This window comes from Pseudonocardia lacus (genome assembly GCF_018531445.1).
GTDB classification, from domain to species: Bacteria; Actinomycetota; Actinomycetes; order Mycobacteriales; family Pseudonocardiaceae; genus Pseudonocardia; species Pseudonocardia lacus.
This window is the reverse complement of the sequence record NZ_JAHDTH010000033.1, coordinates 1-13,088: the sequence shown is the minus strand read 5'-3', so window position 1 is coordinate 13,088 and position 13,088 is coordinate 1. Positions and strand designations below refer to the sequence as shown.

General features: G+C 76.2%; 13 protein-coding genes. 8 read left to right on the top strand and 5 right to left on the bottom strand.

Annotated elements, in window-relative coordinates; genetic code table 11:
- Positions 1 to 25: 25 nt before the first annotated feature.
- Both KIK08_RS09890 and KIK08_RS09885 read right to left on the bottom strand, forming a co-directional pair.
- Positions 26 to 898 (bottom strand): HTD2 family dehydratase, encoded by an 873-nt coding sequence (locus KIK08_RS09890; RefSeq protein WP_214402746.1) that lies wholly within the window; start codon positions 896 to 898, stop codon positions 26 to 28.
- A gap of 177 nt (positions 899 to 1,075) precedes the next feature.
- A complete protein-coding gene (locus KIK08_RS09885; RefSeq protein WP_214402745.1) occupies positions 1,076 to 1,789 on the bottom strand; it encodes an SIMPL domain-containing protein in 714 nt (237 codons plus the stop codon).
- Between the two features lie 168 nt (positions 1,790 to 1,957).
- Here KIK08_RS09885 and KIK08_RS09880 point away from each other — a divergent pair, with 168 nt between their 5' ends.
- Positions 1,958 to 2,284, top strand: a complete 327-nt coding sequence (locus KIK08_RS09880; RefSeq protein ID WP_214402744.1) for a hypothetical protein — start codon at positions 1,958 to 1,960, stop codon at positions 2,282 to 2,284.
- 53 nt (positions 2,285 to 2,337) lie between these two features.
- Complete coding sequence (locus tag KIK08_RS09875) at positions 2,338 to 3,237, top strand: LysR family transcriptional regulator (RefSeq protein ID WP_214402743.1); 900 nt, start codon at positions 2,338 to 2,340, stop codon at positions 3,235 to 3,237.
- A gap of 6 nt (positions 3,238 to 3,243) precedes the next feature.
- On the opposite strand, the gene KIK08_RS09870 is transcribed toward KIK08_RS09875, so the two are convergent.
- The 3 genes from KIK08_RS09870 to KIK08_RS09860 form a co-directional block, all read right to left on the bottom strand.
- Positions 3,244 to 3,618, bottom strand: coding sequence for a response regulator transcription factor (locus tag KIK08_RS09870; RefSeq protein ID WP_214402742.1), 375 nt, complete (start codon positions 3,616 to 3,618; stop codon positions 3,244 to 3,246).
- Entirely contained in the window at positions 3,615 to 4,418 is an 804-nt protein-coding gene (locus tag KIK08_RS09865) for a helix-turn-helix transcriptional regulator (protein WP_214402741.1), read from the bottom strand. Before KIK08_RS09865 ends, KIK08_RS09870 begins: the two co-directional genes overlap by 4 nt.
- Before the next feature lie 87 nt (positions 4,419 to 4,505).
- Complete coding sequence (locus tag KIK08_RS09860) at positions 4,506 to 5,153, bottom strand: TetR/AcrR family transcriptional regulator (RefSeq protein ID WP_214402740.1); 648 nt, start codon at positions 5,151 to 5,153, stop codon at positions 4,506 to 4,508.
- Positions 5,154 to 5,354: 201 nt separating this feature from the next.
- On the opposite strand from KIK08_RS09860, the gene KIK08_RS09855 reads away from it, so the two are divergent.
- The 6 genes from KIK08_RS09855 to KIK08_RS09830 form a co-directional block, all read left to right on the top strand.
- Entirely contained in the window at positions 5,355 to 6,551 is a 1,197-nt protein-coding gene (locus tag KIK08_RS09855; RefSeq protein WP_214402739.1) for a serine hydrolase domain-containing protein, read from the top strand.
- Between the two features lie 131 nt (positions 6,552 to 6,682).
- A complete protein-coding gene (locus KIK08_RS09850) occupies positions 6,683 to 7,837 on the top strand; it encodes an LLM class flavin-dependent oxidoreductase (RefSeq protein WP_214402738.1) in 1,155 nt (384 codons plus the stop codon).
- 91 nt (positions 7,838 to 7,928) lie between these two features.
- Positions 7,929 to 9,647: an AMP-binding protein gene (locus KIK08_RS09845; protein ID WP_214402737.1), complete on the top strand. Its 1,719-nt coding sequence runs from the start codon at positions 7,929 to 7,931 to the stop codon at positions 9,645 to 9,647.
- Positions 9,644 to 10,996 (top strand): MFS transporter, encoded by a 1,353-nt coding sequence (locus KIK08_RS09840; protein ID WP_214402736.1) that lies wholly within the window; start codon positions 9,644 to 9,646, stop codon positions 10,994 to 10,996. The genes KIK08_RS09845 and KIK08_RS09840 overlap by 4 nt, the downstream gene beginning before the upstream one ends.
- Positions 10,962 to 11,429, top strand: a complete 468-nt coding sequence (locus KIK08_RS09835) for a hypothetical protein (protein WP_214402735.1) — start codon at positions 10,962 to 10,964, stop codon at positions 11,427 to 11,429. Before KIK08_RS09840 ends, KIK08_RS09835 begins: the two co-directional genes overlap by 35 nt.
- A 9-nt stretch (positions 11,430 to 11,438) precedes the next feature.
- A partial coding sequence (locus KIK08_RS09830; RefSeq protein WP_214402734.1) for a M48 family metalloprotease occupies positions 11,439 to 13,088 on the top strand: 1,650 nt, incomplete at its 3' end.

Below are 13,088 nucleotides of genomic sequence, written 5' to 3'. Positions count from 1 at the left end.
ACCCGGGCCGGCTCGGCGGGGGCGATCAGGCGAGCTCGGCGCGGCCGGTGACCGACGTCCGGCCGCCGCCCTCGGCCATCGCCGACAGCGCCAGCCTCCCGTCGTCGTGGCGGCCGTGCGCGCTGACCGTCGCGCCGCAGAACACCGGGCTCGACAGCCGGTAGTCGAACGCCCGCACGGGCCGGTCCAGGTGGCGGCGGGGGATCTCCAGCATCAGCAGCGCCAGCAGCGGTCCGTGCACGACGAGGCCGGGGTAGCCCTCGACGCCGGTGGCGTAGGGCTGGTCGTAGTGGATGCGGTGGGTGTTGTAGGTCAGCGCGCTGAACCGGAACAGCAGCTCGGGGGTGGTCGGCGTGGACAGCGCCCAGTCGTGCTCGGGCTCGGTGCCAGAACCGGTACCGGGCCCGGTCGTCGCCGCCCCGCCGCGCTGCCGGCCGGCGGGCTGCGAGCGGTAGACGGCGTCCTGCTCCTCGACGAGCAGGGTCTCGGCGGCGCGGCGGAACTCGTGGCGGGTGGTCACGAACGCCATCGGGCCGCTGCGGCCGTCCTTGACGGTCACCGAGGCCAGCTCGCTGCGCCGGGTGATGGTGTCACCGACGAGGATGGGGGAGCGCACCTTCAGCCGTCCGCCGGCGAGCATCCGCCTGCGGTCGGGGACGGGCGGCAGGAACCGGCCGGCCGCGGGGTGCCCGTCCTCGCCCAGCTCCGACATCCGGGTGGGCTCCGGGAAGTGGAACCACTGCCACATCGGCGGCAGCGGGTCGCCCTCGGCCGCGGCCGGCCCGGGCAGTTCCAGGATCGCCGAGAAGGCGGCGCTCGGCCAGGCGGTGATCACGTCGGTGGTCTCGACCGGTTCGGGGTGCCACCCCCGGACGGCGTCGGTCAGGTCGGCCGTCATCGGTGCGGTCCTTCCGTGCGGTTCACCGCGGGTCGTCCGGGAGCCCGTCGAGGAGGCGCCCGCGGTCGATCCCCCGATCCGGGACCGGGTGGCGGTCGCCTCGACCTGGTCGTCGACCAGTATCCCGCGGGCGGTACCGGGGTTCGCGGTGGCTCCTCCATGCAGCCGCCGCCCGCGTCACCCGTCGATGGCGTAGGTGATCTCGACGACCGCGGTCAGCTCCTGGCTGCCCACCTCGACCGGGACCGCGGCCCTGGCCGCGTCCGCGGCGTAGGGGGTGACGGGGTCGGCGACCACCTCGCTGATCGTGCGCACCACCCCCAGGTCCACCCCGGCGGCCTCGGCGAGCTGCCGCGCCCTGGCCTGCGCCTGGTGCACCGCGTCGGTCCGCGCCCGGGCGCGCGGCTCGCTGTCGTCGTCGACGGCGAAGGTGACGGCGCGGACGCGCAGGGCGTCGCCGGTGGCCTCGCCGGCCGCGTCGAGCAGGCCGCCGACCGCACCGGTGTCCCGGATCGTCGCGGTGATCTCGGTGGTCGCCTCGTAGCCGGAGGCGCGCCCGTCGTGGTCGAACGCGGGGTTGACGGTGAGCCCGCTGGTCCGCCGGTCGGCCGCGGCGATGCCGGCCTGATCGAGGGTCGCGAGCAGCGCGGTGGCGCCGGCTCCGGCGGCACCGAGCGCGGCGCCCGCGCTCGGGTGCCGCTCCTGCACCGCCAGGACGAGCGTCGCGGTGTCCGGCGTCGCGCTCGCCGTCCCCACGCCCCGGGCGGTGATGGTGGGCGGCGCCGGCGTGCCGCCGGGACCCGGTGCGGATGCGGTCGGCGCGGCACAGCCGCCCAGGACGAGCGCCCCCAGCGCGAGCACGCCCGCGGCGCGCAGTGGTACCCGGTTCATCGTCGATCTCCCTCGGTCGCTGCTGGGGGCAGGACGGCACGCGGGCCCCGCGCGGTTGGTCCGGCGGACCGGATGCACCCGGACGTGCACCTGCCTTCGGCACGACCGAAGGCTGGCTTCCGGACTCGCGCATTGTGTGGCGACCGGGGGCGGAGTGACCCTGGATCGGTGGCCGCGATCGATCCCGCCGACACCGCCCGGCTCGTCACCCGGGCGCGGCGGCGCGGAACGACCGTGCTCGTCGCGCTGGCGGTCGGGGCGGCGGCCGGTCGCGGCGCGGCGGTGGAAGCGGCGTCGCTGGCGCGCGGCGTCGAGGCGAGCGCCGCGCACGCCGCCGGCATGCAGCACGCCGGCGTGGCGCTGCTCCTCGGGCTGGTGGTGGTCCTGGTGGTGCACGCCGCGGTCGCGGCCTGGGCCCGCGGCCGGCTCGACGACCGGCTGGAGCGCGAGTGGGCCGAGGTGGAGCCGCACTGGAGCCACCGGCGCGCGGCCTAGCCGCCCGCCGTCATCGCGGTGATCAGCCTCCGCACCGGCCGTAGGCTCGGCGGATGCGCTACGACCTGGTCGACCTGCGGCTGTTCCTGCACGTGGTGGCCGAGGGCTCGATCACCGCGGGTGCCGCCCGGATGCACCTGAGCCTGCCCTCGGCCAGCGGCCGCGTCCGCGCGCTCGAACACCACTGCGGCGCGGAGCTGCTGGTCCGCGGCCGGCGCGGGGTGCGCCCGACCCCCGCCGGGGCGGCGCTGGCGCGGCACGCCCGCGAGGTGCTCGCCCGCGCCGCCCGCATGGAGAGCGCGGTGGCCAGCTACGCCCGTCCCGGCGCCGCCGCGCTGCGGCTGCTGGCCGGGAGCTCGGCGACGCACCGGCTGGTCCCCGAGGCGCTGGCCGGGTTCCTCGCCGCCCACCCCGATGTCGACGTCGTCGCGGCCGAGCGGCGCAGCGCGCGGATCGTCGAACTGCTGGCCGCGGGGGAGGCCGACCTGGGTGTGGTCCTCGACGAGGTCGCGCTCAGCGCCGGGGTCGAGGCCGAGCCGCTGGGCGACGACTCGCTGGTCGTCGTGGGGCAGGCCGGCGGACTGCTGCACGGGCGGGCGGCGCTGACCTTCGCCGAGGTCGCCGAGCACCCGCTGGTGGGGCTCGGCGCCGACGTCCCGCTGCAACGCTCCATCGAGGACCACCTGGGCCAGCACGCCCCGGCACCCCGCTACCGCGCCGTCACGGCCACCATCGGCACGGTCGTCGGGCTCGCGGCCGCCGGCGTCGGGCTGGCCGTGCTCCCCCGTCGCGCGGTCGAGGACGACCCTCGCCTGGACGTCTGCGAGCTGCACGAGCCGTGGGCGACGCGGGGGATGTCGCTGTGCCGGGGCGCCACCGACCGCGCGGTGTCACCGGCCGCCGAGGCGCTCGCCGAGAGCCTGCGCGCGGCGGCGCGGCCGCGAGCGTCGTGACGCGAGCTACGGGATGGCGCCGAGCTCGCGGGCGCGTTCGGCGGCCGCCTGGCGGGAGTGCACGCCGAGCTTGGCCATGGCGCTGCGCAGGTAGCTCTTCACGGTCTCGGCCGACAGGCCCAGGCTCGCGGCCACGTCCCCGTTGCGGGCGCCGACGGCGGTGTGCGCGAGGACGTCGATCTCCCGGGCGGTGAGGGTGCGGCTCGGGCCGGTGGGTGTCGGGGGCCGGCCGGTCAGCGCGAGGATGCGCGCCGCGAGCTCGGCGAGGCGTGCCCGCAGGTCGGGGTCGGCGGTGCCGCTCGACCGGCGCAGCACGGCGAACATGCGCCGGGCCTCCTCCCGCTCGGGGCCGGTGAGGGCGTCCGGGTCCGGTGCGCTCACGGCAGCAGTCCCTGGGCGCGGGCGGCGCTGACGGCCCCCTGGCGGGAGCGCGCGCCCAGGCCGCGCATGGCCCGCCGCAGGTGTGCCTTGACCGCGTCGGGCGTGGTGTCGAGCAGGTCGGCGATCAGGTCGTTGCCGCAGCCCGTGGCGGCCAGCGCGAGCACGTCGAGCTCGCGGGCGCTCAGCCGGGTCCGCGGGGAGCCGGCGCGCCGCCCCGGCCGGTCGGCCCGCAGGTGCGCGAAGCGCCGGCAGCCGTCCTCGATCTCGGTCCGGAGGGCCGGGTCGCCGACCCGGTCGGCGAGGCCGTGCAGCTCGTCGAACACCGCGGCCAGCCGGGACCGGGTGCCGGTCCCGGCCGGCGGTGCGGGCTCGGCGGTCATCCGGCGCGCGAGCCGGGCCGCCGCCGCGGTCAGGACGTCGACGGGCGCGTCGCCCATCGGGCCGGGGCGGCGCAGCGCCCCGTACAGGACCGCCCGCACCGTGCGGTCGACCAGCACGGGGACCGCCACCATCGAGACCAGGCCCTCGGCGGCGACCTCCCGGTCGTAGGCGTGGCTGATGACCGACGCGGTGCGGTAGTCGGTGACCGAGACGGGCCTGCGCACCTGCGCGGCGCGGCCGCCGAGGCCGTGGTCGCGGGCGACGAGCAGCCGGTCGAGCGAGGCGGTGCGCATCCCGGTCGAGGTGGTCAGCAGCAGGCCGTCGCGGGCGACCGGGCCGCCGAAGACGACGGGCAGGCCGCTCGCGGAGCTGACCTCGGAGATCGTGCGGCTGAGCAGTGCGTCGATCGCTGACGGCATCGCACCCCACTTCGTCGTGGACCCCGATCACGGTACGAATCTCGCTGACACCATGTCAACTGACCAGACGCCTGTGAGGTGAGCGGGTCACTGCCCCCGTTCGGGGCCGCCCGCGCGCAGCGCATGGCCCCACAGGTCGAGCAGCACGTCGAGGGCGACGTCGCGCTTGACCGGCCAGTGCCCGTCCACCCACAGCCGGGCGAAGTGGCTGAGCTGCAGGATGAGCAGTTGCACCCGCAGCCGTGCCGGCTCGCGCTCCGGCGCGGGCCAGCGGCCCAGGTGGCGGGGCATGCACTCGGTGATCCGGTCGAGCAGCCGGGCCGGCAGCAGCTGCTCGAACCCCGGGTCGGCGGAGACGGCCTCGTCGGCCAGGCGCAGCGCGTCGCGGTGGCGCTCGAAGAAGCCGAGCGCGTCGTCGAGCCAGCCGCGCAGGGCGGCGTCGTCGGGGCCGTCGAGGGAGTCGAGGCGCCGGTAGTACTCGAAGGTCTCCGGCATGATCGTGTCCTCGTACAGCTCGGCCACGATCCGCGCCTTGCCGTCGTAGTGCAGGTAGAACGTCGCCCGGCTGGCGCCGGCCACCGAGGTGATGTCGTCGATCGTGGTGGCGGCGTAGCCCTTCGCCGCGAACAGCCCGAGCGCGGCTTCGCGCAGCAGCCTGCGCGTCTGCTCCTTCTGCCTGAGCCGCATCGAGGGGCGCCTGCGCGGGCCGGCGGAATCCCGGTCGTCGGCGTGCATGGGGCGAGTGTAGGACCCCGCAATCGTCGCCGGACGCGCTCACTTTCGGGGGTACCGGGCGCTGACCGGGCGTTCCTACAGTCCGATCGGGCGCTGATCGGAGACCGGCGGCGCACCCGGTCGCGGTTCACGCCGATTCCCGGGGTCTTTCCCGCGCTTTTCCGGTCGGCGCACCGGATTCACGGACTGGAGGGTGTGCACATGGCGGAACCGGTTGTCGACGGCAGCGTCGCCGCGGGGTTCGAGGGGGTCCGCGACGAGTTCGTGGCCAACTTCGTCGAGCGCGGCGACGTCGGGGCGGCGCTGGCCGTCCACGTCGACGGCGAGATGGTGGTCGATCTCTGGGGCGGTGTCGTCGACCCGGCCACCGGCCGGAAGTGGGAGCGCGACACGCCGGGGTTGGTCTACTCGGTCACCAAGGGCGCCACCGCCGTCGTGGTCAACCTGCTGGCCGAGCGCGGCGAGCTCGACCTGGACTCCCCGGTCGCGAGCTACTGGCCCGAGTTCGGCGCCGGCGGCAAGGACCGGGTCACCGTCGCGCAGCTGCTCAGCCACCAGGCGGGGCTCCCGGTCCCGACCGAGCCGCTGACCCGCGCGGACCTGCTGGCCGGCACCCCCGTGGTGGAGGCGCTGGCGCGCCAGGAACCGCTCTGGGAGCCCGGCACCCGGCACGGCTACCACGCGCTGACCTTCGGCTGGCTCACCGGCGAGCTCGTCCGCCGGGCGACCGGTCGCTCGCTGGGCACCGTGTTCGCCGAGGAGGTCGCCGGGCCGCTGGGCCTGGACTTCTGGATCGGCCTGCCGCGCGACCGGGCGGCCGCGGTCGCGCCGCTGATCAACGGCGTGCCGGACCCCGCCGCGCTCGACGCGATCACCGATCCCGCCGCCCGGGAGCTCGTGCTCCGGGTCGTCGGCGCGCTGTCCGACCCGACCTCGCTGTTCGCCCGGACGCTGTCCACCAACGGCGCCCTGCCCACGCCCGACGCCGGGAGCTGGAACGACCCCGACGTCTACGCCATGGAGCAGCCCGCGGCCAATGGCATCACCACGGCGCGCTCGCTCTCGCGGCTCTACGCCGCCTGCGTCGGCGAGGTCGACGGCGTGCGGATCCTGTCCGAGAAGGCCCTCGACCGGGCCCGCGTCGAGCAGGTGCGCGGCCCGGACGAGGTGCTCATCGCCGAGAGCCGCTTCGGGATCGGCTTCCAGCTCGGCACGGCGGGCGCGCCGTTGCTGGGCGACGGCTCGTTCGGCCACGCCGGCGCCGGCGGCGCGCTGGGCTTCGGCGACGCGACCGCGCGCGTCGGCTTCGGCTACGTGCAGAACCAGCTGGGGGCCTCGCTGGTCGGCGAGCCCCGGACCGCGGCCCTGATCGCGGCGCTGTCGCAGGCGCTGCGCTGACCCCGACCCGGCCCGAACGCTCCCGGCGACCCGCCGGAGCACCCCGAACACCAGGAGGCGGAGCAGTGCCCGAAGCCAACACGGCGCCCGAACGGAACACGGCGGCAGAACGAAGCACAGTGCGCGTCGGAATGACGATGTTCTTCCAGAACTACGCGGACTGGGAGCGCTACGAGGCCAAGGAGGCCGGGCGGAGCGCCGAGCCGCTCGACCCGCAGACCGACATCAAGCGCTACGAGGAGGAGCTCGACACCGCCCTCGCCGCCGAGGACCAGGGCTGGGACTCGCTGTGGACGGTCGAGCACCACGTCAGCCCGTACACGATGATCCCCAACCCGGTGCAGCTGCTGTCGTTCATCGCCGGCGCCACCTCACGGATCGACGTCGGGACGATGGTCGTGGTCCTGCCGTGGCACCACCCGCTGCGGGTCGCCGAGGACATCACCACCCTGCAGTACCAGCTGCGGGGGCGGACCCCCTACATCGGCTTCGGCCGCGGCGCGGCCCGGCGCGAGTTCCGCCAGTTGGGGCTGGAGATGGGGGAGTCGCGCACCCGGTTCGACGAGGCGATCCAGGTGGTCAAGCTGGCGCTGACCCAGGAGTCGTTCAGCTTCAAGGGCGAGCACTACACGTTCGAGGACGTCACCATGCGCCCCCGACCGCGCGACCCGCAGGCGCTGATCGACAACTTCCACTTCTCCTGGGGCAGCCCCTCGTCGGCGCCCATCGGCGCCCGGTTCGGGCTCAAGCCGCTGATCATCCCGCAGCGCCCGTGGGACGACTACCACGCCGAGCTGGCGGAGTTCGGCCGCGCCCGCGCGGAGGCCGGGTTCGGGCCGGCCCGGCCGCGGATCCACATGAACGTGTTCTGCGGCGAGAACGAGCAGGAGGCCGCGGAGCACGCGCGCCGGTTCATCCCGCAGTACGCCGACAGCGCGCGGCGCAACTACGAGCTCGACAGCGGCCACTTCGCCACCACCAAGGGTTACGAGCACTACGCCGGCCAGTCCGAGGCGATGAACGCCGCCGGCGGGGCGGCGAAGCTCATGGGCGACGCCTACCTGGCCAACCACGTGTGGGGCACCCCCGACCAGTGCGTCGACAAGATGCGCCGGATCGCCGCGGCGTTCCGCCCGGAGGAGTTCATGCTGGTCATGCGCTACGGCGACATGCCGCGCGAGGTCGCCGCGAAGAGCACCGACCTGTTCGCCCGCGAGGTCATGCCGGCGATCCAGGCGCTGCCGCTGGAGGACCCGATCGACTACCGGGCCGCCGTCGACGCGTGACCGGCCGCGACCGCGGCGCCCGGCCGGTGGGCCGGTCGCCGCGGTCGCCGTCACCACCCGCCCGATCCCACCCGCCCGATCCCGACCGCCCATGAGGAGCCCGCACGTGGGGACCACGACGACCGATACCTACCGGCGCGCCCGCGACCTGCTGCGGGAGCTGTCGCGGGACTATGCGAGCGCCGTCGAGCGGTTCGCCTGGCCCGACCTCGGCGAGCGCTTCAACTGGGCGGTGGACTGGTTCGACGCCGTCGCCCGCGGCGTGGACCGCACCGCGCTGTGGATCGTGGAGGAGGACGGCAGCGAGGCCCGCTACTCCTTCGACGCGATGGCGCGCCGCTCTGACCAGGTCGCCGTGCACCTGGCCGCGCACGGGGTGGCGCGCGGCGACCGGGTGCTGCTCATGCTCGACAACCAGGTCGAGCTCTGGGAGTCGATGCTGGCGGTGATGAAGCTCGGCGCGGTCATCCTGCCCACGACCACGGCGCTGGGCCCCACCGACCTGGTGGACCGCATCGGGCGCGGCGGGGCCCGGCACGTCGTGGCCAACGCCGGGGACGCGGCCAAGTTCGACGCCGTCCCCGGTGCGTACACCCGGTTCGTCGTCGGGCAGCCGCGCCCGGGCTGGGTGACCTACCGCGACGCCTACGCCGCCGAGGTGCCGCCGGCCGCGCACCCGGGAACGGCGCCGTCGGACCCGCAGCTGCTGTACTTCACCTCCGGCACCACCAGCCGGCCCAAGCTGGTCGAGCACACCCAGGTGTCCTACCCGGTGGGGCACCTGGCCACGTCGTTCTGGGTGGCGGCGGCCCCGGGCGACGTGCACCTGAACATCAGCAGCCCCGGCTGGGCCAAGCACGCCTGGTCGTGCTTCTTCGCGCCGTGGATCGCCGAGGCGACGATCTTCGTCTACAACTACCGGCGCTTCGACGCCGCCGCGCTGCTCGGGCAGATCCGGCGGGCCGGGGTGAACACGTTCTGCGCCCCGCCGACGGTGTGGCGGATGCTGATCAAGGCCGACCTGTCCGGCGGGCCGGGCGCGCTGCGCGAGCTGCTCTCGGCGGGCGAGCCGCTCAACCCCGAGGTGATGGACCAGGTCAGGGCCGCGTGGGGGCTGACGATCCGGGACGGCTACGGCCAGACCGAGCTGCCGCTCGCGGTGGGCAATGTGCCCGGGATGCCGGTGAAGCCGGGCTCGATGGGGCTGCCGCTGCCCGGCGTGCCGATCGTGCTGGTCGACCCGCTGACCGGGCGCCCCGCCGAGGAGGGGGAGATCTGCGTCGACCTGTCGCGCCGGCCGATGAGCCTGATGACCGGCTACCGCGACGACCCGGAGCGCGACGCCGAGGCCATGGCCGGCGGCTACTACCACACCGGTGACGTGGCCTCCCGCGACGCGGACGGCTACATCTTCTACATCGGGCGCACCGACGACGTGTTCAAGGCCTCGGACTACAAGATCTCCCCGTTCGAGCTGGAGAGCGTGCTCATCGAGCACCCGGCCGTCGCCGAGGCCGCGGTCGTCCCGGCGCCCGACGAGCTGCGCCTGGCCGTCCCGAAGGCCTACGTCTCGCTCGCCGCCGGGCACGAGCCCTCGCCGGAGCTGGCCCTGGCGATCCTGCGCCACGCCCGCACGAAGCTGGCCCCGTACCAGCGGGTGCGCCGCATCGAGTTCGCCGAGCTGCCCAAGACGATCTCCGGGAAGATCCGCCGGGTCGACCTGCGCGGGCGCGAGGAACGCGCCGCGCGCGGCGAGGAGCAGGTCCAGGAGTGGCGCGACGACCAGTTCCCGGAGCTGCACCGGCGGTGAGGCACGCCTGGAAGGCCGCCGCGGCGGCCGTGTTCGCCTGCGGCTGGGGCGGCAACCAGTTCACCCCGTTGCTGGTGATGTACCGGGAGTCCGGGCTGTCGGTGCTGACCGTCGACGCCCTGCTCGGCGCGTACGTCGTCGGACTGGTCCCGGCGCTGCTGGTGGTCGGCGCGCTCTCGGAGCGGTACGGGCGCAAGCCGCTCATGGTCGTCGGCACGGCGTTGTCGGCGCTGGCCAGCGTGCTGATCGCGGCGGGGGAGGCGGGCACCGGGTGGATCGCGGCCGGGCGCTTCACCACCGGGATGGGGGTGGCCGTGGCGATGGCGGTCGGGTCGACGTGGGTGAGCGAGCTGTCCGTGCTCGGCGGGGCCGGGCGGGCCACCGGCGTCCGCCGCGCGGCGCTGTGGCTCACCCTGGGGTTCGGCCTCGGCGCCGGGGTCGCCGGGGTGCTCGCGCAGTGGGCGCCCGCGCCGATGGTGCTGCCCTACGCCGTGCACGCGGTGCTGGCCTCGGCCACGCTGGCGGCGATCGTGCGGCTGCCCGAGACCCGCGGCGCACCGGCCCCGCGCGCCACCGGACGGTTCGCCGGTGTCCGGCACCCGCGCTTCCGCTGGGTGATCACCCCGATGGCGCCGTGGATCTTCGGGTCGGCCGGGGTGGCCTACGCGATCATGCCCCAGGTGGTCGGCGACCGGCTGGGCCCGTGGGGGCTGGCCTACTCCACGCTGCTCACGGTCTGCACGCTCGGCGCCGGCGCGCTGGTCCAGCCGCTGGCCAAGCGACTGGACCGGCCGACGAGCGCGCGCGGCGCCCTGGTGTCGATGGTGATCATGTCGGCGGGGCTGGCGGTGAGCGCCGCCGCCGCGGCGGTGCGCTCGCCGGCCGCCGCCCTGGCCGCGGCGGTCGTGCTCGGCGCCGCCTACGGGATCGCGGTGGTCTCCGGGCTGCTGGAGCTGCAGCGGCTCGCCGGACCCGGCGAGCTGGCCGCGCTCACCGGGGTCTACTACGCGCTGGCCTACGCGGGCTTCCTGCTGCCCTCGGTGCTGGCCGTGCTCAGCGGCGTCGCCGGCTACCCGGTCATGCTGGCCGCGCTGGGCGTGCTCGCGCTGGGCTGCACCGCCGTCATCGGCCGCCGGTCGCGCGAGCACCTGCCGGACCCGCCGCGGCGCGGTAGCCTCCCGCGGGCCGTGATGGTCGACCGAGCGCCGCGGGGGCGTATCACCGCCGTCTCGTCGCTGCTCGTTCGTGGGCCGGCCCGTGCGGGCGGGACGGTGCGCGGCCCCGCGCGTCGGGGCCCCGGCGGGAGGTCGGTGGATGGACAGCCGTGCGGAGCAGGCCCTGTCGGGTGAGCTGGCCCGCCACGTCGTGGACCGGTTGGCGCCCGACGAGATGGCGGTGTTCGACCCGGTCGCCCAGGAGTACTTCGCCGACCCCCAGGCCGTGCTCAGCCCGGCGCGGCGCGCGGAGGCCGTCGGGTTCGGGCTCGACCTGGCCCTGCTCACCCCGTACGCGCTGGCCGTGGCGGGCTCGGTGGTGACCTGGCTGGTCACCACCGTGTCCACCGCCGCCCGCGAGGAGTCCGAGGCGCTGGTGACGTCCTGGGTGCGCGGGCTGTTCCGGCGCACCCGCGCGCCCGAGCCCGCCGCGGTCCCGCCGCTGACCGGCGAGCAGGCCGAGACGGTGCGCCGGATCGCCGTGCGGCAGGCCCGCGCCGTCGGCCTGCCCGACCAGCAGGCGGCGCTGGTGGCCGACGCGATCGTCGGCGCGATCCGGGTGCGCTGAGGCCCGGCCGTGGGCGCCGTCGCCGCCGGGGGCCGCACGTCCGCGGTCCGGCCCGACGTGCTGGCCTACCCCGCGCCGACGACCGGCCGCTACCTGGTGCTGCTGGCCGCCCTGCTGACCGCCGGGTTCTTCGTCGGGGAGTGGCTGCACAGCGAGGTGGCCCGGTCGGCGTACGAGGCGACCGAGCTCACCTGCTCGGTGTCCCCGCTGGTCCCGGTGGACGCCCCGACGGGCACCGGCCAGGCGGCGCTCGACGCCTGCCGCGCCGGTAGCGAGCACCTGCGGGCCGCGTTCGTCCTGGGCGGGGCGGCGGTCGTGGCGGTGGGCGGGTTCGGCGTGCTCCACCTCGTCCCGGCGCTGCTGCGCAGGCGGCGCCGCCCCGCTGCGCTGCCGGCAGGGCTGCAGCCGGCGGGGCGGCGCTTCGCCGAGCTGGCCGCGGCCGCCGGACTGCGCCGCTGCCCGACCCCGCTGCTCGGCTCGGCCCGCCAGCGCGACGCGTTCAGCTTCGGCGTCCCGGGTCGCTACGCGGTCGTGCTGCCGGTCGCGTTGGCGCTGAGGTGGCGCGACCCGCGGCTGTTCGACCCGGTGGTGCGCCACGAGCTGGCCCACATCGCGCACCGCGACGTCGCGTTCGCCTGGCTGGCCCGCTCGATCTGGTACGTGCTGGCCCCGGTGCTGGCGCTGCCGGCGGTGGCCGGCGCCGTCTCCGGCGACCTCTCGCTGCTGCCCGAGCACCTGTGGCGGGCCCTGCTGCTCGCCGGCACCGTGCAACTGGTCGGCGCGGCCCTGTTGCGCTCCCGGGAGCACGACGCCGACCTGCGAGCGGCCCGGTCACCGGCCGGGCCGGGTCCGATGCTCGGGGCCGTCGCGCTGATCCGCGCGGCCGAGGTGCCCCGCTACCGCCGTCCGCTGGCGCTGCACCCGAGCCCGGCCGAGCGGCGCGCGGTCCTGCAGCGCCCGGAGCTCGCCGCCCGGGTGGGCTTCCTGGACGGCTTCACCGCCGCGTTCCTGGCCGGGCTGGCCGGGCCGCTCGTGGTCGAGGCGGTGCTGTCGAGCGCGGTCGGGATCGCGCCCCCCTCGGTCGCCCAGCTCGCCGTGGCCCTGACGGTGGGCCCGCTGCTGGGGGGCTCGGTCGGGCTGGCGCTGTGGCGGGCATCGGCGGTGGCCCGCGCGGTCGGGGGCTCGGCGCCGCCGTGGCCGGCCGCGCTGGGGGTGGCGGTCGGGCTGGTCGCCGGGTACCCCACCTCGCTGGGCGCGACCGAGGCCGCCGACCCGCTGTGGGTGGCCGTGGTCGCGGCGGCCGGCGCGGGCGCCACCCTGATCGCCGCCGGAGCGGGCGAGGTGTGGGCGGACGCGCTCCCGGTGCTGCGGCGGGCCCGGTGGGCCTGGGTGCCGGCGGTGGTGGTGACCGGGGCGGTCTACGCCGCGGTGGTCTGGGCCGTCGGCCAGTTCGTCGTCCTGCTCGACGCCGGTGGCTGGTCGCTGGTCGGGCTCTGGCTGGTCGCCATGCCCGACCGCTGGCTGCCGCTGGCCGCGGTGCTCGTGCTGGCCGCTTCCGCCGCCGTCGCGCTCGGCGCGGCGCGGCCGAACGGCGCCGCCCCGGCCTGGCTCGTCGAGGCCGGTCCGCCGACGCACTGGCCCGCGGCGGCACCCCGGCTG

Coding starts and splice junctions, on each gene's coding strand:
- KIK08_RS09890 (WP_214402746.1), bottom strand. CDS start 898: ATGACGGCCGACCTGACCGACGCCGTCCGGGGGTGGCACCCCGAACCG.
- KIK08_RS09885 (WP_214402745.1), bottom strand. CDS start 1,789: ATGAACCGGGTACCACTGCGCGCCGCGGGCGTGCTCGCGCTGGGGGCG.
- KIK08_RS09875 (WP_214402743.1), top strand. CDS start 2,338: ATGCGCTACGACCTGGTCGACCTGCGGCTGTTCCTGCACGTGGTGGCC.
- KIK08_RS09865 (WP_214402741.1), bottom strand. CDS start 4,418: ATGCCGTCAGCGATCGACGCACTGCTCAGCCGCACGATCTCCGAGGTC.
- KIK08_RS09860 (WP_214402740.1), bottom strand. CDS start 5,153: ATGCACGCCGACGACCGGGATTCCGCCGGCCCGCGCAGGCGCCCCTCG.
- KIK08_RS09855 (WP_214402739.1), top strand. CDS start 5,355: ATGGCGGAACCGGTTGTCGACGGCAGCGTCGCCGCGGGGTTCGAGGGG.
- KIK08_RS09850 (WP_214402738.1), top strand. CDS start 6,683: ATGACGATGTTCTTCCAGAACTACGCGGACTGGGAGCGCTACGAGGCC.
- KIK08_RS09845 (WP_214402737.1), top strand. CDS start 7,929: ATGAGGAGCCCGCACGTGGGGACCACGACGACCGATACCTACCGGCGC.
- KIK08_RS09835 (WP_214402735.1), top strand. CDS start 10,962: ATGGACAGCCGTGCGGAGCAGGCCCTGTCGGGTGAGCTGGCCCGCCAC.